Annotated in this window: 18 protein-coding genes; 5 read left to right on the top strand and 13 right to left on the bottom strand. The window is 37.0% G+C overall.

What is annotated here, in order from left to right; genetic code table 11:
* Positions 1–163: 163 nt before the first annotated feature.
* On the bottom strand, positions 164–577 hold the full coding sequence (locus I5677_RS12560) for a DUF3021 family protein (protein ID WP_197661970.1): 414 nt from the start codon (positions 575–577) through the stop codon (positions 164–166).
* Between the two features lie 79 nt (positions 578–656).
* Positions 657–1094 (bottom strand): LytTR family DNA-binding domain-containing protein, encoded by a 438-nt coding sequence (locus I5677_RS12565; protein ID WP_197661971.1) that lies wholly within the window; start codon positions 1092–1094, stop codon positions 657–659.
* A 286-nt stretch (positions 1095–1380) separates the two neighbouring features.
* Here I5677_RS12565 and I5677_RS12570 point away from each other — a divergent pair, with 286 nt between their 5' ends.
* Together I5677_RS12570 and I5677_RS12575 are read left to right on the top strand one after the other, a co-directional pair.
* A complete protein-coding gene (locus I5677_RS12570) occupies positions 1381–2559 on the top strand; it encodes a DUF346 domain-containing protein (protein ID WP_243456597.1) in 1179 nt (392 codons plus the stop codon).
* Positions 2560–2907: 348 nt separating this feature from the next.
* A complete protein-coding gene (locus tag I5677_RS12575; protein WP_197661972.1) occupies positions 2908–3282 on the top strand; it encodes a desulfoferrodoxin in 375 nt (124 codons plus the stop codon).
* A gap of 281 nt (positions 3283–3563) precedes the next feature.
* Here the strand turns inward: I5677_RS12575 and I5677_RS12580 are convergent, their stop codons facing one another.
* The 5 genes from I5677_RS12580 to I5677_RS12600 all read right to left on the bottom strand — a co-directional run bounded on the left by I5677_RS12580 (position 3564) and on the right by I5677_RS12600 (position 9635).
* Positions 3564–5945, bottom strand: coding sequence for a CotH kinase family protein (locus I5677_RS12580; RefSeq protein ID WP_197661973.1), 2382 nt, complete (start codon positions 5943–5945; stop codon positions 3564–3566).
* Between the two features lie 153 nt (positions 5946–6098).
* A complete protein-coding gene (locus I5677_RS12585; RefSeq protein WP_197661974.1) occupies positions 6099–7055 on the bottom strand; it encodes a L,D-transpeptidase family protein in 957 nt (318 codons plus the stop codon).
* Positions 7056–7305: 250 nt separating this feature from the next.
* Entirely contained in the window at positions 7306–7449 is a 144-nt protein-coding gene (locus I5677_RS12590) for a hypothetical protein (RefSeq protein WP_197661975.1), read from the bottom strand.
* Between the two features lie 155 nt (positions 7450–7604).
* Positions 7605–7772 carry a hypothetical protein gene (locus I5677_RS12595; RefSeq protein WP_197661976.1) on the bottom strand — a complete coding sequence of 56 codons (168 nt, stop codon included), beginning with the start codon at positions 7770–7772 and terminating at the stop codon, positions 7605–7607.
* 108 nt (positions 7773–7880) lie between these two features.
* Complete coding sequence (locus I5677_RS12600) at positions 7881–9635, bottom strand: DUF5060 domain-containing protein (protein WP_197661977.1); 1755 nt, start codon at positions 9633–9635, stop codon at positions 7881–7883.
* 395 nt (positions 9636–10030) lie between these two features.
* Here I5677_RS12600 and I5677_RS12605 point away from each other — a divergent pair, with 395 nt between their 5' ends.
* Positions 10031–11776 (top strand): hypothetical protein, encoded by a 1746-nt coding sequence (locus I5677_RS12605; protein ID WP_197661978.1) that lies wholly within the window; start codon positions 10031–10033, stop codon positions 11774–11776.
* A 225-nt stretch (positions 11777–12001) separates the two neighbouring features.
* Here the strand turns inward: I5677_RS12605 and I5677_RS12610 are convergent, their stop codons facing one another.
* The gene (locus I5677_RS12610) at positions 12002–13057 is read right to left on the bottom strand and encodes a mechanosensitive ion channel family protein (RefSeq protein WP_197661979.1); all 1056 of its coding nucleotides are present in this window, start codon (positions 13055–13057) and stop codon (positions 12002–12004) included.
* A 300-nt stretch (positions 13058–13357) separates the two neighbouring features.
* Between I5677_RS12610 and I5677_RS12615 the strand changes: the two genes are divergently transcribed.
* Both I5677_RS12615 and I5677_RS17530 read left to right on the top strand, forming a co-directional pair.
* Positions 13358–13693: a DUF4234 domain-containing protein gene (locus tag I5677_RS12615; protein WP_197661980.1), complete on the top strand. Its 336-nt coding sequence runs from the start codon at positions 13358–13360 to the stop codon at positions 13691–13693.
* Positions 13690–14088: a DUF2752 domain-containing protein gene (locus I5677_RS17530; RefSeq protein WP_197661981.1), complete on the top strand. Its 399-nt coding sequence runs from the start codon at positions 13690–13692 to the stop codon at positions 14086–14088. The genes I5677_RS12615 and I5677_RS17530 overlap by 4 nt, the downstream gene beginning before the upstream one ends.
* 91 nt (positions 14089–14179) lie before the next feature.
* On the opposite strand, the gene I5677_RS17440 is transcribed toward I5677_RS17530, so the two are convergent.
* From I5677_RS17440 to I5677_RS17445, 5 genes are all read right to left on the bottom strand, one after another.
* Complete coding sequence (locus I5677_RS17440; RefSeq protein WP_197661982.1) at positions 14180–16537, bottom strand: ABC transporter permease; 2358 nt, start codon at positions 16535–16537, stop codon at positions 14180–14182.
* Position 16538: 1 nt separating this feature from the next.
* Positions 16539–17297, bottom strand: a complete 759-nt coding sequence (locus I5677_RS12630; protein ID WP_197661983.1) for an ABC transporter ATP-binding protein — start codon at positions 17295–17297, stop codon at positions 16539–16541.
* Positions 17298–17406: 109 nt separating this feature from the next.
* The gene (locus I5677_RS12635) at positions 17407–18672 is read right to left on the bottom strand and encodes a HAMP domain-containing sensor histidine kinase (protein ID WP_197661984.1); all 1266 of its coding nucleotides are present in this window, start codon (positions 18670–18672) and stop codon (positions 17407–17409) included.
* Between the two features lie 9 nt (positions 18673–18681).
* Positions 18682–19356 (bottom strand): response regulator transcription factor, encoded by a 675-nt coding sequence (locus tag I5677_RS12640; protein ID WP_197661985.1) that lies wholly within the window; start codon positions 19354–19356, stop codon positions 18682–18684.
* A gap of 290 nt (positions 19357–19646) precedes the next feature.
* A complete protein-coding gene (locus I5677_RS17445) occupies positions 19647–20165 on the bottom strand; it encodes a PilZ domain-containing protein (RefSeq protein WP_197661986.1) in 519 nt (172 codons plus the stop codon).
* Positions 20166–20275 lie beyond the last annotated feature (110 nt).

The raw sequence follows: 20275 nt of genomic DNA on the forward strand, positions 1-20275 counted from the left end.
CATTAATAATATTAATACATTGGAGAGAGAGTATTCATTTGGAAAATCCAATTGCATATAATTTGGCAAGTTCCACTATTGTTGATGAAGAAGGACTTCATTTGTCATAAATCAAACAGCTTCCTACGAGTATATCGTTTCGTAGAAAGCTGTTTGATTTTTTCTATTGTCTCTCTTTGTTATCAAGTAATGCATTAATTTCATCTGCTTCCTTTTTAAGTAATTTATAAAAATGGTGTTGAATAAATGTGAATATAAAGATAAAAATGATTGTGTTTAATATAATATTCTCCAACCGGAAGCCAAACCAGTGAAATACATAAGCCACACTGATGAAAAACGCATACATAATAAAGAAATTAGATAAATAATATTGATAGTATTTTCTAAATCTAATTCTACTGATAAAAACATTAATAATTTGTAGAGCAACCACAAAACCAAGCATTTGCATGACGGATGCAAAAATTCCTGTTGTATCATTACCCCTAAGTAAAGTGATAGTAGCAGAAAATAATATTGCAAGAGTAAATGCCATTGATATAGCCGGTAAATGTATCTTTCTAATTTTATTCATAATAGCCTCCTTTCCGCCCTTAGGCAGGATATAATTTGAACCAGGGTTTTATTATCAACCTATCCCTGCTGACTCTTTCTTAATTTTTAAGCTTCTCTTTGAGATCTTTGATATAGCTTCTGGATACAATTAATTTCTCTCCGTTTTTTAACATAGCCTCCAAGTGATGATTTGCAATCGGCTTAACACACTTTAGGTATGTACTGTTTGCAATGCAGCTTTTACTGATGCGGACGAACGGCGTTTTCAATAAAACCTTTTCTAATGTTGATAGTGTTTCCTTTGCCTGATATACCTTTTGAGTACAATATAAGAATGTTTTTTTGTCAGCTGTGTCTATATACATTATTTTTTCAAGCGGAATTTGAAATACTGAGTTGTCCAGTATACCTTGTATGGAAAATGAGTACTGTCTGATATAATCAATCAAATGCTGCAGCCTTTGATCAATAACACTATAGTTAATGATTATTTCAGTTTCTTCCTGATCCAAGGATTGGTTTATGGTAAGTTTCATTCTACTAATCACCTCCGTATCATTTATCTGTGGTCCACGATTGCATTATAGTAAAAAACAACTGATTATACAATATTCCTTTGCCTAAGATACCCAAATCGATCAATAAAATGCCCTGCTAGACCAAAAGGCTTTTACAAAAATGAATTAAGAAGGAGTACTGTAAGTCATATAACCTGTATACTCTTTAGATAATAGGCCCCTTGATAATCTACCACAAGAACTTCTAACATTTCTTTTGGTCATAGCATATAATGAAGTGATTTATATGTAGAGGTAGGTTAACATGTTTCAAAGACCACAGAATTTAAATCGGTTAATGGCACAGTACAACCGTATATTTAACACTTATTACAGGGAGCTCCGAGATTATGGAATTCAAAGATTTATCGCCCGTAGAATTATTAGAAGTATTCTATTTTATGTAATACAAAATAGGGATACTTATTCAGGATCCACACAGGAGATAGCAGAAAAGCTATTGAATGACTTACGACAGGATAATCCTGTTCTTTTCTTAGTACTCAGATCCTTCGGCATGTCTGAAAACCGTATCAATCAGGTTTTCTTGGATATTATTATTGCAATCTTACAGGAGAATGGTGAAGTACCTTCTCCAACACCTCCAACTCCTCCTCCCACTCCTCCATCACCGCAGTGGAGCAATTGGGAGGACCTTGGGGGTAATCTTACTTCAGCCCCCGCCGTCTCCTCCTGGCAGGAAAATCGTCTGGATGTGTTCGCCAGAGGAGTAAATCAAGAACTTTTGCATAAGTGGTGGAATGGCAATCGTTGGAGTGAATGGGAGAACCTTGGTGGTACAATGAATTCAGCTCCGGCAGCAATATCCTGGGGTCCAAATCGAATTGATGTTTTCACTGTCGGACAGAATCTTGCACTCTGGCATATATGGTGGAACGGTAATCGTTGGAGTGAATGGGAAGACCTTGGAGGAACCCTTACTTCAGCCCCCGCTGTATCCTCTTGGCAGGAAAATCGTCTAGACGTGTTCGCCAGAGGACAGAACCAAGCTTTTTGGCATAAATGGTGGGATGGCAGTCGTTGGAGCCAGTGGGAAGATCTTGGGGGAACCTTGACCTCTCCCCCTGCGGCAGTTTCCTGGGGTCCTAACCGTATTGATGTATTTGTTAGAGGGCAAAATCAAAGTACATGGCATAAGTACTGGAACGGATCCGGATGGAGTGATTGGGAGGATTTGAATGCCGCTCCTATTACTTCCGGTCCTGCAGCAGCTTCTACAGCTGAAAATCGTCTGGAGGTATTTGCAAAAGGCCAGCAAAATCAACTGCTTTTTAGAACCTGGAACGGATCCATGTGGAGCGGATGGAGGGATTTGGATGGAGTTATCACTTCTGAACCGTCTGCTGTATCCTGGGGTGGCAATCGCCTAGATGTATTTGCAACCGGACAAAATGATCACCTCTGGCATATATGGAGACCTTAATTTCCCTAAGAAAAGTAAATTTAAAGATATCTTAATCAAAGTAAAAAAAGCAAATCAATCGCATGTAAAATGGAGCATCTCATCCATCTTTCATAATCTTTTTATCTTAAGCATCAAAGCAGTAACAAGCCGGCTATGGTACATGAGAAATCAGATAACTTCAGATAGGAGTGATGCTCCATTTTTGCAGATGTTACTCTGCAATATTTTATATATAATAACTAGTCTATATCATCACTTGTTAAAATATATTACTAAATAATAACATTTCCTCTTGCATTTTATTTCCTAAAGTTATATAATGGCAATAACAGTAATTATTACTATTATCAAAAAAGGAGAATTGATATGTCAAAAGTAAACTTTTATCGTTGTGAAATCTGTGGGAACATGGTGGCTAAGATTAAAAACGGAGGCGGAACTTTAGTCTGTTGCGATCAGCCTATGACGAAGTTGGATGCTAATACAACTGATGCAGCACAAGAAAAACATGTACCGGTAGTAGTAAAGGAAGATGGAAAAATAAAAGCAACCGTGGGATCTGTATTGCATCCTTCACAGCCGGAACATTATATTGAATGGATTGCTCTTGTAACAGATGATAAGGTTTTACTTAATTATTTAGAGCCGGGTATGGAACCAAAAGCTGAATTTGAAGAAGTGGCTTCCGGTACTGTCTATGAATATTGTAATTTACATGGATTATGGAAAGCAGAGTTTTAGCAGAAATTAGAGCTAACTTCTAATATACCAAATGAATCTACATAAACCTTATGATTCATCTTATACTTACTTAACTAATACTATGGCATAATTAACCTTGCCTGATTTTAAAAGAGGTTGTTACATAATAGATCAGCGGGGGATATGACGAAAGTGCACTCAGATGCACTTTCCTTACACACTGTTTGAAGGACACATCAACATGTCCGTCAAACAGTGTAGTACGGTAAATCATAACCTCTACTTATTTATTATAAAACAACCCCTTTTATATTGCCTTATTAATTTAAATTCTCCACCTCATAGAAACGCATTGTGTTTAAATCTCTCTGATAAGGATTATTATTTTTTAGCTCAGGGACTTTAACTGTATCTATTACCTCTTCCTGTCGAAAGAGAACCACAGTTTCATTCTCCTTTAATCCAAACTCAGCGTATAAACTATCCTTATCCTCTGTATTAGGGTCTACAGCATCACCCGACAGTTCCGTATCTCGTCCACATAGAATAACTAGGCTTTCGCCCGGTGCAATAATCCTAGTTGGAAGTATGAATTTCTCAGGTTCTTCGATATCATCGGTCAGGGTGTACCCATCGGTTGATACGGCTTCATTGTAAGGATTATAAAGTGTGATATAATCTTCATCACCGTCCGCAGATAGTTCGCTCACTATGATATGCGGTTTTTCTGTAGTTTCTTTAAAAAAGCAGTTTACCTCAACTTTCCTGTCTCTAATCATAGCTGGAGTAATTAATAGTTCCTGTTCATATACCTTTTCACCATTTACCATCCAATAATCTAATTCCATACCTGCCGGTATCACCGTAGATATAACCGTGTTATAATCTGAATAATAACTGCCCTCAAAGTAATCATCTGTAACAAATGAATTTATCTTAATCTCTGCACCCTGAACCGGCTGCACTTTGAGACGATACATATCTCCCAGATCGAAATATTCCTGATATCTTGTAAGAATATAACCTGCCCTTTCACTTCCATAGGAACGAATCGCTTCCAATCTTTCTTCCAGCTGATCCTGATGTACCCAATCAGCTAACAAATTCTTGTTATACATGTTCATCTGTTCACTTAGTCTTGATGCATGCATTTCATCCAATACACGGTTAAGATTCTCCGGAGCAAAGGAACCATTAATCAAATCAACTGTTTTCTTTATAAATATCTCCTTGCAGTCATCCCTCTTCATCAGTTGACTAAATAACGGAGCTTCCTCTTTCATCTCCCCATTTCTGCCGACATATTTACTGAAATTATCCGTCGTAGCTTTTGTACCATAGATGCCAAAGCTAAAATCTAAATCATGCAAAAGGTAACGCCATTTTCCATCGAAGGGAGCCTCTTTGTATTCCTCCCCATCAGCAGCATAATAACGGTATGTCTTATAATTATTATGGGGCCAATCTTCGTTACCGATATAAACCTGTAGGGCATAATATTCCAGATAGTTTTCGACATCCATCAACTCACTAAGCTGATTAAAATTCTCATCCTTCGTAAGATCCTTCGCAGCATAGGTATACATATCCTCATAATCCCGGATTGCATATTCATTCTCTCCGTCCTCGTCAAGGGATTTATAGTTTTCCCCACCCTCTAAAATCTCAAAACTTCCGGTATAATCCCCATAGTTTTCTTCAAAGTATTCATCAGAATATACCTCATGTAGCCAGAAAAACCCTCGGTATTCACCATTTATAAACATTGCTGCCGGGCGCACAGCCTGATGGTCCTGATAACCTGCTTGCGCAGCTAAGGTTTGAAATAATTCATCACGGATAAATGCAAACCCGTTATCGTTACCGCAGTTACGTAGAACCAGACGTTTAAAGGAATCCAGCTTAGTGCCATCTCCATTCGCTGCTGTTTTTTGAGGAAAGAACTCATAACGAAACTTATTATTTACTTCATCGTATTCCTTTCTGGCAAATATTTTTATTGATTTTTGAAGATTTGCCCGAGACCAGCCACCATAAGTACGAATCCCCGCATTCATCTCGGTTATCTTCGTTCCATCCGGTTGAAGAACCTCTAGATAAACCTCTCTCTCGCTCTCTCTGCCACGCATATTAAAATTTGCCGGATCATTGGGTTCTATCTTATCCCTGGGATTTTCTTTGATATGATCCCGTCTCAGCTTTCCTTCTATAAGAATACCATATTCGTCATCATACAGATTATAAGGGTCGGTCGTAACAGAGAACACCAGAGTATTAAATCGATCTTTTACATAATTGCCAACAAAATACGTATGTACAATGGTATCCGATTCTGTACCGTCCTCAAAATATGCTTTGGCCTTAATGCTATAGGCCTTAACCTCATCCTTAGCCGGTAATTTGATTTCTTTCTGATATTGGGTCTGTTTTTGATCCGGTTCAGAACCATCCATGGTATAATAGATACTACACTCTTTATTACTCAAAATCCCTACTTCAATGGTGCCGTCATAAAAATATCCTGTATGGGAAAAGGCAATATCATAATCCCCGATGAGTTCCATATTCGTATTTTCCGGGGGTATGATATGTTTATTCTCCTCTTCTTGACTGTTCCTGTAGCAGCCAAACAAAAGAGTCATAGAAATTGTCACAAATAACAGTACTACATTTACTTTTCGTTTTAGTGTCCTTATCCTCATAATATAATCCCCTTAAGTATAATTAATGTAAACTCCAACTTTATTTCCTATTTCTCACATTATATCATATATATTTACTCTTTTATACAGTGTTTTTATATACAATTCATAGGTTTTTCTATTATACAATTCATCGTTAAGATACGAATTTTTTCAGGGTTCTATTACTATTGGTGTCTTCATGGGACAATGTTGCCAGAGGATGTCCATCACCTCATTATCTACCGCTACACAGCCGGCTGTCCAATCCGAGTCACCACCCATACCATGTATCATAATTTCACCACCCATGGCAGTATTCCAAGGAGGCTGTTCTTTATTATCAATTGCATAGGCGATTTGATCATAGGTTCTTTGATTGATCGTACCAGCATCAAGGGCCTCCTTTGCATCCTCCTTATTCGGATAGGATACTCCTAAGGACAGGTAAAACCTGCTATTACTGTTTCTGGTACATACATAATAGGTGCCTTCAGGGGTACGCCCATCCCCTTCTACCTTCTTATCACCTTCCGGTTCCCACCCTAAGCCGATGGAAAAACTATCATATAAACGATCTCCGTCCCATAATTCCAGGATGCGCTCACTCTTCTTTACTATGATTTTAGGCTCACTGATTCTGTCAGAATTATTATTATTTGATGTAACCGGAACAGCTCCTTCGCTCTGTAGAACTGTTTTTGTTTCACTAATCAGATCATTTCTAACGTATCCTTCTGAATCCATATACCTCACTTTACTCCATTCACCCTCCCCCTCTAGGTATTCCAGCTCTGTTCCATGGTTTAAGCTTAGGATGATACCGGATTGTGTAGATGGGTTCTCTCTTAATCTTACTCCATCTCCCTTAATATATCTGGTTCCTGTTACTATTTCCCTTACCATGGGTGTAGGAGTAACAGCCGGAGAAGCCTCTGTTAACTCATTTATAAGAGCATCATCAGGTCCATACCCAATTGTTTCATCTGAATTATTATTCTGTATGACTCCACTTTCGTCCATAGGAATATCTGCTGCAGGTGGAGAAGCTTTTGCCTCGAAATTCATCCGTGAATTTAAATCTTCTTTCTTCTTTGCACAAGCCATTAGAGATAGAGATGATATTATCATTATAAATAGGAAAAGCACGAAGATCCCTTTCTTATTATTGTACGCATTCACGTCCTTAACACCTTCTTTCATTGAATATTTTGACTTCATATCTAATAAATATAACATAGCTTTAATATTAATCATGTTCAGATGTAACACACCTATTTGACAAAATTATAACACATTCCTTTTTAAACAGGTACAGCTTAATGAGATATCTGAAACATCCATCTGCTTACAAGTCCTTCCGGCATTTTTGCTTTTAATTCTAGGGCACCGCTACGTAGGTATTCAGATCATAAAAATTAAATTCTCCTCTTCCATTATCATAGGTAAAATCAAATTCCAATTCCCCTCTAAAGTGTGGATATACTTGTTTCAACTGCTCATCAATTGCACCCACGACATCCATGGGGTTTTTAATGTTATTATCAATAATCCATTGTTCATTTTGAGAAAACTATTCCCAGAATGCTTCTATTGCCTGCTGATTTATCTCTTTTTAAAATAGTTGAAACATTTGCTATATCCTTCCTCTACTTGCCTTATACGTTACTTTTCTATATGTTACATTCCTATGCTTTGCTTTATATTATTATCTTTTCTTTGCTTTACTTTTCTATGCTTTCCTATACTTTGCTTTGTTTTGTTTTGCCCTCCTTTATTTTCTTCTGTTGTACAAAGTATATCACTGGATCGATAAAAATAACCAAAAATAAAAATAACAGCCTCCACCCCTCGCCCAAAAATAAGCAAGTTTTGGAAGCTGTCACTTTTATATAGTACCCAAAATATTATTTCTATTAAATAGCTTTATCTATTATATATCTATTATTATATGATTTAAATTTCATCTAAAAACAGTCCCCAGTCACCCTCACCCGGGAAAGATGGCAGGATAATACGGCCCATATTGTCGGCATTGACAACTCCGATGACTCTTCGGTCAGATTTCCATTCTCCCGTGACAGGGTTAAACCATTCGATACCATAGGGTGCATTAGGTTTCAGACCCCTTACGGTCCCCGGTAAGCAATCCTTCTCAAAATAAAGTAATAACAAATCTCTCTTTGGTGTGGATGCACAATATGCCCAGCCGGTATACCCATCTACTTTACCGGATTTATTCGGTGTAATCAATTCCACGTTCGGAATTAGGTCTAAATATCTGTCTCCTATCCGGTCCACAAACTTCTTTAGATTCTGAACCAGTGCCCCAGAGCGGTAAGTAATCGCTTCCCAGATTTTATACTGGGCATTCTTTTCTATGTCGCCTCCCCACATTCCCTGGCAACCATAGATATAACCTCCAAGGCCTCCGGATAAGAAGCTGCCGTACATACCCGAACGGGTATAATATTCTGCGTCGATACTGTCGGTCTTCGGATTATCGTCCGGAAATCCCGGATAATACGGCTCTCCATTGATGGCCGGTCTCGCCGGTTCTGAATGAAATATCTCAGTGAGATACCAATAATGATCATGCTCTCTCCAATTGCCGATCTGATGGAAAGTTAGCCAACGGTTTTCCTGCGGACCACCGAAGTTCGTTAAAGATGAAGGGGCGGAATTTGTTCCTAGCAGCGTTCCAAAGGGAGGCTGTCCGTATCTATCAACCAACATATTTAAAGGCTCGTTATATTCCCTTGGAAGTATTGTATTCCCAATAAAGTCAAAATGGATTGGACTATACATACAATTGTTAGCCTGGTACCTAGTAAAAATATATTGTATATATCTAACATAAGAATCAGGCCATCCGCAATAACGCTTCCACACCTGACTGATATCACGACGTATCACCTCTATAAATACGGTAAAACCCTGTTCATTCAGATAATCTATCTTAAGATCCAGATGTTTGAAATAATCAGGATTAATGCGGTCAAAATCCGGTACAACCGTTTCATAACCCTCAACCTTTCCGGGAAATAGAAATGGTCTGCCACCCTCATTATGCATGTCTTTGGCACTTCCCGTATCTGTATCCATCCAGGCCGCACGGATACAGGTACTATAGCCGTCATCCATAATGATTTTCGGAGAAAACCCATCATTTGCCCAAGTAGGGTGACCGGCTATCATACCAATACAGTTATATCCCTGTTTCTTGCGGTACTTCACCATATCCTTAAAGCCCATCTCTGGTCCGACCGGACGCTTCATATCGTCTTCATACCATGGATAACGATAAGTAGGCGCTGCCCACCAGGTATCCCCAAGCATAAAATAGGGAGTTCCATCCGAATATCTGAAACCACGGCCATTCTCAGTCGGAACCACCATACCGCGACGGCAAGGGTTCTCAAGTTTCTCCTCCTCAGTCCAATCAAATGCTGTAAAACTGCCCTTAATACCGTTAAGACCCTCATCATCCGTATTCGAGCCGGAGCACCAACTCCATTTTCCTGAAGCTACAGGTGCTACTCTTATTTTAAAGGTTTTTTCTCCATCCCAGAAGCCATATACTTTCTTATGAAAACCGGGTCCATCTAAGATCACCCAGGTTTCCACTTCACAATATGGATTCGCGTAATCTTTTACTGCCTGTAACTCAATTTCTACTTTGTCCCATACATGTACTGTTGTTCCCTTCATTAATCCTTATATCCTTTCTTATGATGTTTTTCATTGTGTCCTTATAATCCTTACTGTATATCAAATCTCTAAATCCCACTAAATATATACTTTATGGTAATACCATTAAAATAGGTTGTAAATGTATTATAAGTATCTTTTCATGTGTTTTAGTATCTTTAAGAACTGATTATTATCTATAGTATAACAGGTTTATCTTAAATTTAACTTAAACGGTCCTATATTTATATGAAAGAAATAATCATTTTTTTACCTTTTATATCAGTAATTATATCTTAAGGTAAATGACATCATTATGACTTAATTTCAGTTTATATAACAGTTATGAGTAAATAATATCCAGTTTTATAAAGAAAGGGTCTTATATGAGAAAGTTCTTAATTTTACTTTTTATAATGTTAGTATTACTTACAGCTTGTAAAAAAGATACAGATATTAGTGATGACAATTATGAAACCCTTAACGGCGATGAAACGGTTAGTAGTATTCCAACGCAAGGTGTCTCCACTTCACCAGAGGATGCAACCAATAAGATAATCAGCTCATCTAACGAAGATGATAATGATACAGCTGCCCTTCTCTCTGCGACACCTGCTTCCTGTCTGGAGCAGCTGGGAAGCTATCAGTTCGAGGTAGAGGAGAATACTTATCAGCTACCCATTACCTTAGGTCAGCTTACCAAAAAAGGTTGGACCTTAAAAACACAATTAGATGAGGATTATGATACAAGTACCTCTCTTGACCCTTTGGAGGAGGTATATACGATGTTGACAAAAGGTGATAAATCACTCCCTATCGTCCTAATAAATCCAAAACCTCATAAATCAAATCATTATGAGGATTTTTTAATCTGCCAGATCCAAGGGGACGTCAAAATACCCGGTGGTATTACCTTAAATTCTACGGTTGACGAAGTAAAAAAGGTGTATGGAAACCCTGTACATACAAGTGGAGATAGCAACTTTAGTGTATTACAGTATAAAACTCCTATCCATAGGTTTACGGAGGATAACCGATTTAAAAGAGAAGGAATAGTTTTGAATGCCAATAAAGGAAAAATTGAAGAAATCATATTATCTTATGTAAACATTAATTTAGAGGATCTGGTTATGAAAATCAATCAACCAATCCCTTATGAGATACCAGCTAAGTTAGGTACGGATTTCTTCAGCTTTACCTTTGCTATTGATGGTAAGTTCTATCGGCTTCCATCACCACTCAGCGTATTTATAAATCAAGGATTTCATATAAAAGGTACTGCCACGGATGAGCATATTTACAGTAAACAGCTAGCGCTTAGAAATGTCAAACAGACACAAGAGCTCTTAGCTCCCGGAAAATCCTTATCCTTATTCCTTGAAAAGAAAGATAAAATCCTTGTTGTTCAGATAAAGAATGAATATGACAGCTATCAATATTTAATAGACTGTACTGTCGTAAATGTTAAATTTCTTCCACTTAAGTCCGGTATCACCTATAACCTGCCTGAAGATATTGATATTGGCACAACACAGGAAGAATTAATTGCTTTCTTAAGTAATGTGCCTTATGCCCATTATGATAGACAACAGTTAGAAGCATATTATAACATATATACGTATTCTAATTATGAGGATTGGGTACGCTATGAAGTATACGATTTAGATGTAAGTGATATACAAGAGGACGGTAGCATACCTTATAGAGGAAAAACAACCTTTGACCTTATCAATGGCAGTGTAAAAGAAATTAATTATACGAGATACAGTAATGATTACATAGGATATACCGTTGAGGATGATTTAATATCAACCGATAATACACAAGAAGAAAAATACAACTATTCAAACGAAGAAATGATAGATTTTTTATGTTATAACAAGAAAGGATATAGTTATTGGTCCGAGACAAACTATGCTATGGTATTTGACAAGTCGGGCTACTTTAGTGCATATGATGCGGCAGCAGGAAACCCCTGGATCTTACGATATGGGGATACAGCGGATGGAACTGCCTCCTATACAATAGATTCTGAAAATCAATTAATAATAGTAGAGGATTATCAACGTACCATAACAATACACTATAAAATCTTAACCTCCTTTGAGATAGAGATCAAATTAGAAGGTAGTAACGAAATCTTTCATTTTTATAAGCGATAATATATCAATAGATTACGGGTATTCTATAATATAATTAATATATTAAAGACGGGAAATCGATATAAAGTGTACACGAATGTATTTTTTCATACGAGGGATACACTTCACATCGATTTCCCATTTATATTCATATACAATTAGTTGCTTTGTTTACAGGGAAAATAAAATCCCATTTACTAAATAGTGATTGCAATACCTTTTCATTTTACTCATTAATGATTGCGTCTACATGTTTGCGTTTTGCACATGAATGGTCTGTGTCGGAAATGCAAACTCAATTCCCAGCTTATCAAATTGTTCTTTAATAGTAAAATTAATCTCCTGCTGGATATCCATATATTTAATATAATCACTGCTTAATACATAGTATACCACTTCAAAATTTAAACTGGAATTTGCAAAGGTTGAAAAATGTGCCCTGTCAAAACGGGTGTCTTCTTGTCTTTCAATTATATCTTTTACTAACTCCGGTATCTTCTTAAGTTGATCAAGGGTTGTGTCATAGGTAACACCAAGGGTGAATAACACCCTCCGTTGTTCCATTCTTTTATAATTTTTAACTCTTGAATTAGTTAAATCCTTGTTCGATAAAATCAGCTGTTCCCCACCGATACTCCGTAAGCGTGTGGTTCTGATGCCGATGTGTTCAACCGTCCCCATATGTTCACCGGATATGATAAAGTCTCCGACTTCAAATGGTCTGTCAAAATAAATCGTAAAATAACTGAATATATCTTCTAAAACTGCCTGTGCTGCAAAGGCTATGGCAATACCACCAATTCCAAGACCGGCAACGATTGCACTGATATCTATTCCAATATTCTGAACAAAAAGAATAATGGCTACAACCCAGATGAGTACTTTTATGATTCTCTTAAACCAACCCACAACAACCTGCTTATTTTCATCCAGCCCTGTTTTTTCAGAGTATCTTTGAAATGAGTATTCCAGAAGGGATGAAACCAAAACAGCAACTAATACCGAGATTAATGCAATCGCAACTATGTCAATCACCCTACCAAACATTGGTTGAATGGTAAGTAATTTTACACTAAAGTAAAAAGCGCTTAAATACATCAAAGGAATAAGATATTTCTTGGTACTATGAATTAATATATCGTTGGAAGTTTTCACTTCCAGCTCAGCTCTGGCTTTAATTCGTTTAATCATAAAATATCTTAATATGGTTATAACAATAAAGCTAACTATAAAAATGGATAAGGACCAGATATAATCCCTCATTGAATTATTAAAATATATCTGTTCTAAAAATTCTTTCATTCTTTTCACCTCTTCAACAAAATAAAATTATAACAACCAATTTGAATGTTTTAGTTAATGTTGTTATTTGTGTAACTATATTAACACAACAAGCTATAAATGGCAATTGTACAAGTATTTTCTAGCCGTATTATTCTCCCTTACAATATGGGAGAATATCCAATTTAATGACAATATAATCCCATTTTAATTTACTTTAGTTGCTGTTTCTATTATAATAAATATAAGTACGTATGACACTTTAACCTATATAAAGTGTCATTGAAAATATAAATAAAATCAAGGGGGGTTTTTCCTATTATGAAAAGAGACATTCTAATATGTATCCTATTAACATTGATAACCTGCGGGCTTTACTCCATCTATTGGTTTATCGTTATAACTGATGAGACCAACTCATTAGCCGGCGAACCGGACACCTCAGGTATTATGGCTTTAATTTTAACTATTATCACTTGTGGCCTTTACGGCATATTCTGGGCTTACAAAAGAGGTGAAAAAATAGATATTGCTAAGCAGAAACGGAATATACCGGCAGGAAATAGTGGCATTTTATATCTCATTCTTTATCTGATAAGCCGTATCGTCACATTAGCACTATTACAGCACGAAGTAAATACTCTGGTTAAGGTATGAAACAACGGATTATAAAGTTGTCTTGCATTATTTTTATAATAGGGACTTTAGGAATATCTTATTATATATTCAGCAAGTATACGGGAATTTATATTCCTTGCATATTTCATGAGATAACCGGCTTATACTGTCCCGGATGCGGCATCACCCGAATGCTTGCTTCTCTAATAGAAGGTAATGTATATCGGGCTTTTCAGAGTAATGAGGCTTTATTTATATTATTACCGTTTTTTGCTTTTGAATTTGTAATATATATAGTGAAGAGCGTAAAAGGATTAGCTAGGAAAGTATCGAGATTACATTCTTTTGTGTACCTTTTCGTCTTGGGCATTCTTATCCTTTACGGAGTAATGCGAAATATTCCTTCTTTTTATTACTTAAGACCAATTGGCTAATTGTAAACAAGTTCTAATACAGAACGCCAAATCATCATCCATACATCAGGATAATGATTTGGCGTTCTGTATTATATGATATCTCTAGAAATTATTCCGTTACCAAAGCATAAGCAGATATTTTACGAACCCGATACGTAATTAGCATTGAACAGACATATGCAAGTATTATAATCCCAGCTCCGAATAAAGTAATTGCCATTGGGGTTATAATAAAATTAGATTTCATAATTCCCATTCCTCTCTGTGCTATTGACATTAGTGCATTGGTCTGGGTAACTCCGATAACACTGCCGATGCATACACCGACGATGACCGGGGGAAGGAAACCTAATGATAGCTGATTCATCAGCTGAAATGTTGTAAATCCCACTGCTTTTTGTATACCAAGTTCCCGTTTTTTGCGAACTACAGATGAGTTTATCACAAAATACAAAACAAGAATAACAACCGCTATTGTGACTACTAAAATCGTTATACCCACCTTAGAAACTATCGAGATATACATTCCGGCACCTTGTTCCATATTCTGATCCATATCTAAGGTTAATAAAAACGACTCGCCATAAAGATGTTTTAGCTTTTCAACAAATACACCGGCATCCCTACCTTTATCAAGATATATATTTAAGGTTGACTGTTGAAACCCGGGGGTTAGTTTCATTATACCCTCATAGGTAACAGAAGAATTCATACCACTCATATAGGCTCCCTGCGATAAGCCTGTAACGATAAACTCTTCTTTTGTTTCTCCCATACTAACGATAACATTATCTCCGACTTTTTTTCCGATTATCTCAGCCAGATGTCCTGCAAGAACGATTTCATTATCATGAATTGGATATCGCCCTTCATAAACCGTGTCTGTTTCCTTGTTTGAATAGTCTTCCATAACATAAACACTTATTTCATTACCATCTACATTAACGAAAACCTCATCAATATATTGGACCTTTCTTACTTCCTCCATAATCTTAAGTTCTTCCATAATAGTTTCCCTATCTGCCTCCGGCTTAAAAACAGCGACTGCATTTGACAACTCTATTCCCGGTGTTTCTAAGAATGTTGTTGTATCAACCGTCGTGTTATAAAACATGCCCACCGCAAAGGTCTGGGCAAAGGATACAGCAATCATAATAATTGCAATCATAATACTTTGCTTTTTATTCTGTATGATTGATTTTACAGCCAGTACGAAGGGCAAGCTGCCTTTTGCAGTATTAAGCGGCATATGATTTTTACGAAAGCTATGGGTTACAATACCTCCACGAAGTGCCACTATCGGACTCAGCTTTTTAATTCGTCTGGAGGATATAAATGCAACCAACCCTACAATAAGCAAAATGATTACGAGGGCAATCCCACTAATTGTACCGTCAAAACCTTGCACCCACTTAAGTCCTGACTGCTGAGCAAATATATCGGATAGCATCGGGGTCGTTGAATAAGACATGGCTATTCCTATTATGCTACCAAAAAGAGCTATCAATGTAAATTGTAATACAATGGACAAGATGATTTGTCTGCTGGTATAGCCAATCGCCTTCAAGGAGCCAATCTTAGTCATATCCTCTTCAATACTGTTCACAATGCGAAATCTTACCACAATCAAGCATACCACTACAATAATAGCTGCAAAAGCTACGATCATAATTGAAACAATGACTGCCATCATAGTCCGTGCCATTTCTACAAGAGGACGATCCAAACTAAAGAAGGTAGAGGTAATATCCGTTGTTGTAGGAGTTGATTCCAGCTTTAGCATATCCCTGATATCTTTTTCAATATCTTTATTCATCGTATTAAGATTCGCGAAAACTAAGGCCGCTTGGTGCTGCTCACCTAGTTGTACCGCTACTTTTTCATAGGTTTCATAAGGCAGATAAACACCCATAAAACCGGTTTCGGGCGAACTAAAGAATACATCTTCCGTAAATCCTTTGATGGTAAACTCTAGCTTGCTGTCATGTAAAATCATCTCAAATTTATCGTTTAACTCATATCCACCGGACAATTGAAAGATGTAGGGAAGATAAATTGACATATCCTCTACAGGCAAATGCTCTCCCACAAATTTCCATTTTGTCATGGTACGGGTTTTAGCTTTATCTGCATCGTTAAGCAAAAATACCCTTTTCCACATATTATCATTAAAAACCACTTCAGCGTTAACCCACATAGGGTCCACTTTTTGCATTTCAATGATATTATCATTGTGATCCAGATAATCTTCTACTTCATCATTATAATAATGATCCGGCATGACATAATAAATATCCGATGTATTCAGATCTTTTACAATGTTATCAAAATAACTCCCAAAGTTAAAAGTAATCAATAATCCTGCATTTAATAATAACGCAGCAATAAAAAACATAATAAATAAGGAAACCGTATGACCTTTGGTCTTTCTAATATTTGCAAATGCCAGCATAAATAACTTTTTCACTCTACCACCCCATTTCAGCAAGGAATGCCTGAAGTTTATCATGGCGCTCTTTGTCACCGCTTACGTATTTACCAAGGTCACAGACCCCGTGGATGACACCGTCACGCATATATAGTATGCGATTGCCCCTTCTGGCGGATTTTAAGTCATGAGTTACCATTATCATGCTTTGACCATTGTTGTTCGCCTCAGTAAGAACGTCAAGTACTGCTTTACCGGCAGCCGAGTTTAGAGAACCTGTCGGTTCATCGGCAAAAACCACCTTCGGCTGGTTAATTAAAGCACGCACAATAGCTGCTCTTTGTACCTCACCACCGGATAGCTGGGAGGGGAATTTCCTCCAGATAACTTCGGTTAAACCTACCTGTGTCAGTAAATCTTTTGCTCTTGCAGTGATTGACTTTCTGTCTTTGCTGACAAGTAATCCGCTGGCTAAAATATTGTCCAGTATGCTCATGTTATCAAGTAAAAACATCTGTTGAAAGACAAAGCCGCAATTCTTACGGCGAAATACTGCCAACATATCATTGGATTGCTTCGCAATTTCTTCATCGAAAAATCGTACCGAACCAAGGGTCGGCTTATCCATACCGGATAGGGCATAGAGAAGGGTTGACTTACCCGCACCGGAGGAACCCATGATAACCGTGAAATCTCCCTCGTATATTTCGATATCGAGGTTTTTAAGTACATGTTGTTGCATACCTCCATTAGAGAAGGTTTTACATAATTTGTTCGTTGATAAAATTACATTACTCATATGATCTATTCCTTTCAAAATAATAAGACTGTATTTGAATTACAGCCTTATTATATCTCGCAACTCATTAACCGGTCTTTAAATAGTCCTTAACTAATCCTTAAATCTTCTATGCAAGTAACAATTTTATCTTCACTAAAAATCCACTTTCGGTATTTTCACAATCAATCTCTCCTGACATTTTATTCATCAGATACTTCGATATATATAGACCTAAACCAGTGCCGCTTTTATTTTCAGCATTTTTTGCTCGGTAAAACTTATTAAATAAGAGAGGTCTTTCCTCTTCCGATACACCAAGACCGTAATCCCGAAATATCACCTCAAGATACCCCGCTGTAATACGTGCGGTTACATCTATGGATGTCCCGGCATATTTATAGGAATTACTAATAATATTATCAATCACCTGTTCGAGTCTTAGTTCATCTGCTAAGATAATGCATTCAGCTATTTTTGAAACCGTAACCTGATTATCATAATCCGCTTTATGTATCAAATCATATAACAGTTGGCTGGACTGCTCCGTAACTCTTACCTTTAACTCCTGAAGTTCCTCCAGCGTGGCATTGAACATATTTGTTATTAGAGTATTAATCTGGTCTGCTTTTGAATTGATAATATTCAGTTGATTTCTTACAACATCATTCATCGACTTTGCAGACAATACTTCAGAGACAGCTTTAATCGATGCTACCGGAGTTTTAATGTCATGACTTAAGGATGCTACCAGCTCCTTCTTACTTTGGTTCGCAGCCCGTTCATTTTCCCTTGCCCGTTTAAGCTCTTCCCTCATAAGATCAAAGCTTTCCGTAAATGCACCAAATAGATTGCCCCGATCCATCTCCAGAGGTAAATCCAGATTCCCCTCTGCCACATGTTTTGCAAAGGTTTGCAACTTACGAAACGGACGGAAAATCTTCTTGTCAATAAGCACGATATAGGATAAGCTTAGTATTGCAACGATAAATAAAATTAATAATGTTAAGGTAAGCAGCTGCTTCCGGTACTGCTGCCATAGATCTTTGGCATCATTATAGATAACCAGTTTACCAAGAATTTGATCCTTTTGTTTTATATCTACGATGGTGTCCCGATTCCTTATGGCAGAACTTAAATCCTCACTTAAACCTCTTCTCGTAGCTTTAATTAATTTATTGTTGTTATCGAAAACCACATAATCCATACCATAATGTAAGCCGGGCAAACCATACTCATCTAAATCTTCCCAACGATTAGCCAGTGATTTCACAATATCATTTACTTCAACCACATTAATTTCCGCCTTACTTCTATCTTTAAATGCGAACATGGCTATTCCAGTAGTGATAGACAAAGATATGAATATTATAATGGTAATCTTTTTTCTATTCATCGCCTGCTCCTAATCTTCAAAAACATATCCTGTTCCCCATATAGTCTTAATGAAACGGGGCTCATTGGGATTGACCTCAATCTTTTCCCGAAGTCTTCGAATATGTACATTTAATGTTCCATCACCGGTTATGGCATCGCCCCAGACCCGTTGAAACAACTCCTCCTTGGATATGGTACGACCTTTATTTTTGACCAAGTAGGCTAGCAATCTATACTCCATCGCTTTTAAATTAATCTCACCTTTGGATGAAATCAGTTTTTCCAATGCCAAATCTAGTTTATATTCACCAAAGGCTATGATATTTTCAGGGTTGCCCCGGTACCTTTTCAGAACGGTTTTCACTTTCGTCATCAAGATATTAAGAGAATACGGTTTTTGAATATAATCATCCCCACCGATATTTAGCGCCAGTAAAACATCATCGTCACTGGTTCTGGCACTGATGAATAGTATAGGTATATTCATGGTTTCTCGCAGTCTTTTACATATCTGAAATCCGGAGGATTGTCCCAGATTAATATCCAATAAGATTAAGTCGGTACTGCTATGCTTAAAGAAATCAAAACACGCTTTTTCATCTGCAACCCAGTAGGTTTTTAATCCAAACATATTAAAAAAATCACAGGTGCTTTGTGAGAGGGCTTCTTCATCATCTACTATTAGACAGTCGTATTCTGGCATTGATATAACCTCCGAACTTTAATTTTATTTCCAATATTTATTATAAGTTACTAGTAACATTTGTCAATGAAAACCCACGTCCATGGTTAACAAGCGGTGATTAATTTATATTAAGCGGATGAAACATGCTAAATATTCGTATACGTTCTACAGAAGAATGAACTGAGATCACTTCCCATGTTATAAAAAAAGAATCAAACTCTTGTTAAGCTTGATTCCTATCTTGATGTTATAAATAATAAACCCTTTATTCCTAACCTATCATTCGTAACTAGATCCAAAACATAACCCTATCTTTCAGCAGCGGCTGCAACATTATTATCTTTCTTCTCCAACTTACTCATAATATACTTACCAATCACTTCATTGGGCTCATTAAATTCACACCCATAAAAAAATCGTTTTCCACTTCGAAACTCATAGATCTGCTTTATATTACCGACCACGGTCTGAATACTGTCATCACATCGAAATGAAATCTGAATTTTTGTATCCTGTTCAAGACTAAAATCGCTAATGATTGCCATCCCGGACATACTGATATCTTTAAGATAGCACATAATATCGGTTGTTTCATTCGCTGTGATAATCTTAGCTGCTATTCCTGCACCTACCGGCAATCGATATGTATTGGTTAAATTAACTACTGCAGCCTCTTTCTCAGATTGGACTGCATATAGATTTTGGCCATTATAAGAGATGGAGCGAAGGGATAACTCCTTAAACACATAAATCGCCGTAGCTGTCTTATAAATCAGGATCGCTCCTTTTAATTTACTTGCCGGAATAGTTTGAATATTCCGGCTCACTTTGAGCTATTGTTCCGGTAAGTGAGAGCCACCGTTCCGGTGAAATTAAGCCACTCTTCCGGAGAGTGAGCCATTATGCGGTTTTTCCTTTAGAATGTAATTATGCACTA

The organism is Mobilitalea sibirica (assembly GCF_015999265.1).
Taxonomy (GTDB): Bacteria; Bacillota; Clostridia; order Lachnospirales; family Lachnospiraceae; genus Mobilitalea; species Mobilitalea sibirica.

Coding starts and splice junctions, on each gene's coding strand:
- I5677_RS12560 (WP_197661970.1), bottom strand. CDS start 577: ATGAATAAAATTAGAAAGATACATTTACCGGCTATATCAATGGCATTT.
- I5677_RS12565 (WP_197661971.1), bottom strand. CDS start 1,094: ATGAAACTTACCATAAACCAATCCTTGGATCAGGAAGAAACTGAAATA.
- I5677_RS12570 (WP_243456597.1), top strand. CDS start 1,381: ATGTTTCAAAGACCACAGAATTTAAATCGGTTAATGGCACAGTACAAC.
- I5677_RS12575 (WP_197661972.1), top strand. CDS start 2,908: ATGTCAAAAGTAAACTTTTATCGTTGTGAAATCTGTGGGAACATGGTG.
- I5677_RS12580 (WP_197661973.1), bottom strand. CDS start 5,945: ATGAGGATAAGGACACTAAAACGAAAAGTAAATGTAGTACTGTTATTT.
- I5677_RS12585 (WP_197661974.1), bottom strand. CDS start 7,055: ATGATAATATCATCTCTATCTCTAATGGCTTGTGCAAAGAAGAAAGAA.
- I5677_RS12590 (WP_197661975.1), bottom strand. CDS start 7,449: ATGGATGTCGTGGGTGCAATTGATGAGCAGTTGAAACAAGTATATCCA.
- I5677_RS12600 (WP_197661977.1), bottom strand. CDS start 9,635: ATGAAGGGAACAACAGTACATGTATGGGACAAAGTAGAAATTGAGTTA.
- I5677_RS12605 (WP_197661978.1), top strand. CDS start 10,031: ATGTTAGTATTACTTACAGCTTGTAAAAAAGATACAGATATTAGTGAT.
- I5677_RS12610 (WP_197661979.1), bottom strand. CDS start 13,057: ATGAAAGAATTTTTAGAACAGATATATTTTAATAATTCAATGAGGGAT.
- I5677_RS12615 (WP_197661980.1), top strand. CDS start 13,358: ATGAAAAGAGACATTCTAATATGTATCCTATTAACATTGATAACCTGC.
- I5677_RS17530 (WP_197661981.1), top strand. CDS start 13,690: ATGAAACAACGGATTATAAAGTTGTCTTGCATTATTTTTATAATAGGG.
- I5677_RS12630 (WP_197661983.1), bottom strand. CDS start 17,297: ATGAGTAATGTAATTTTATCAACGAACAAATTATGTAAAACCTTCTCT.
- I5677_RS12635 (WP_197661984.1), bottom strand. CDS start 18,672: ATGAATAGAAAAAAGATTACCATTATAATATTCATATCTTTGTCTATC.
- I5677_RS12640 (WP_197661985.1), bottom strand. CDS start 19,356: ATGCCAGAATACGACTGTCTAATAGTAGATGATGAAGAAGCCCTCTCA.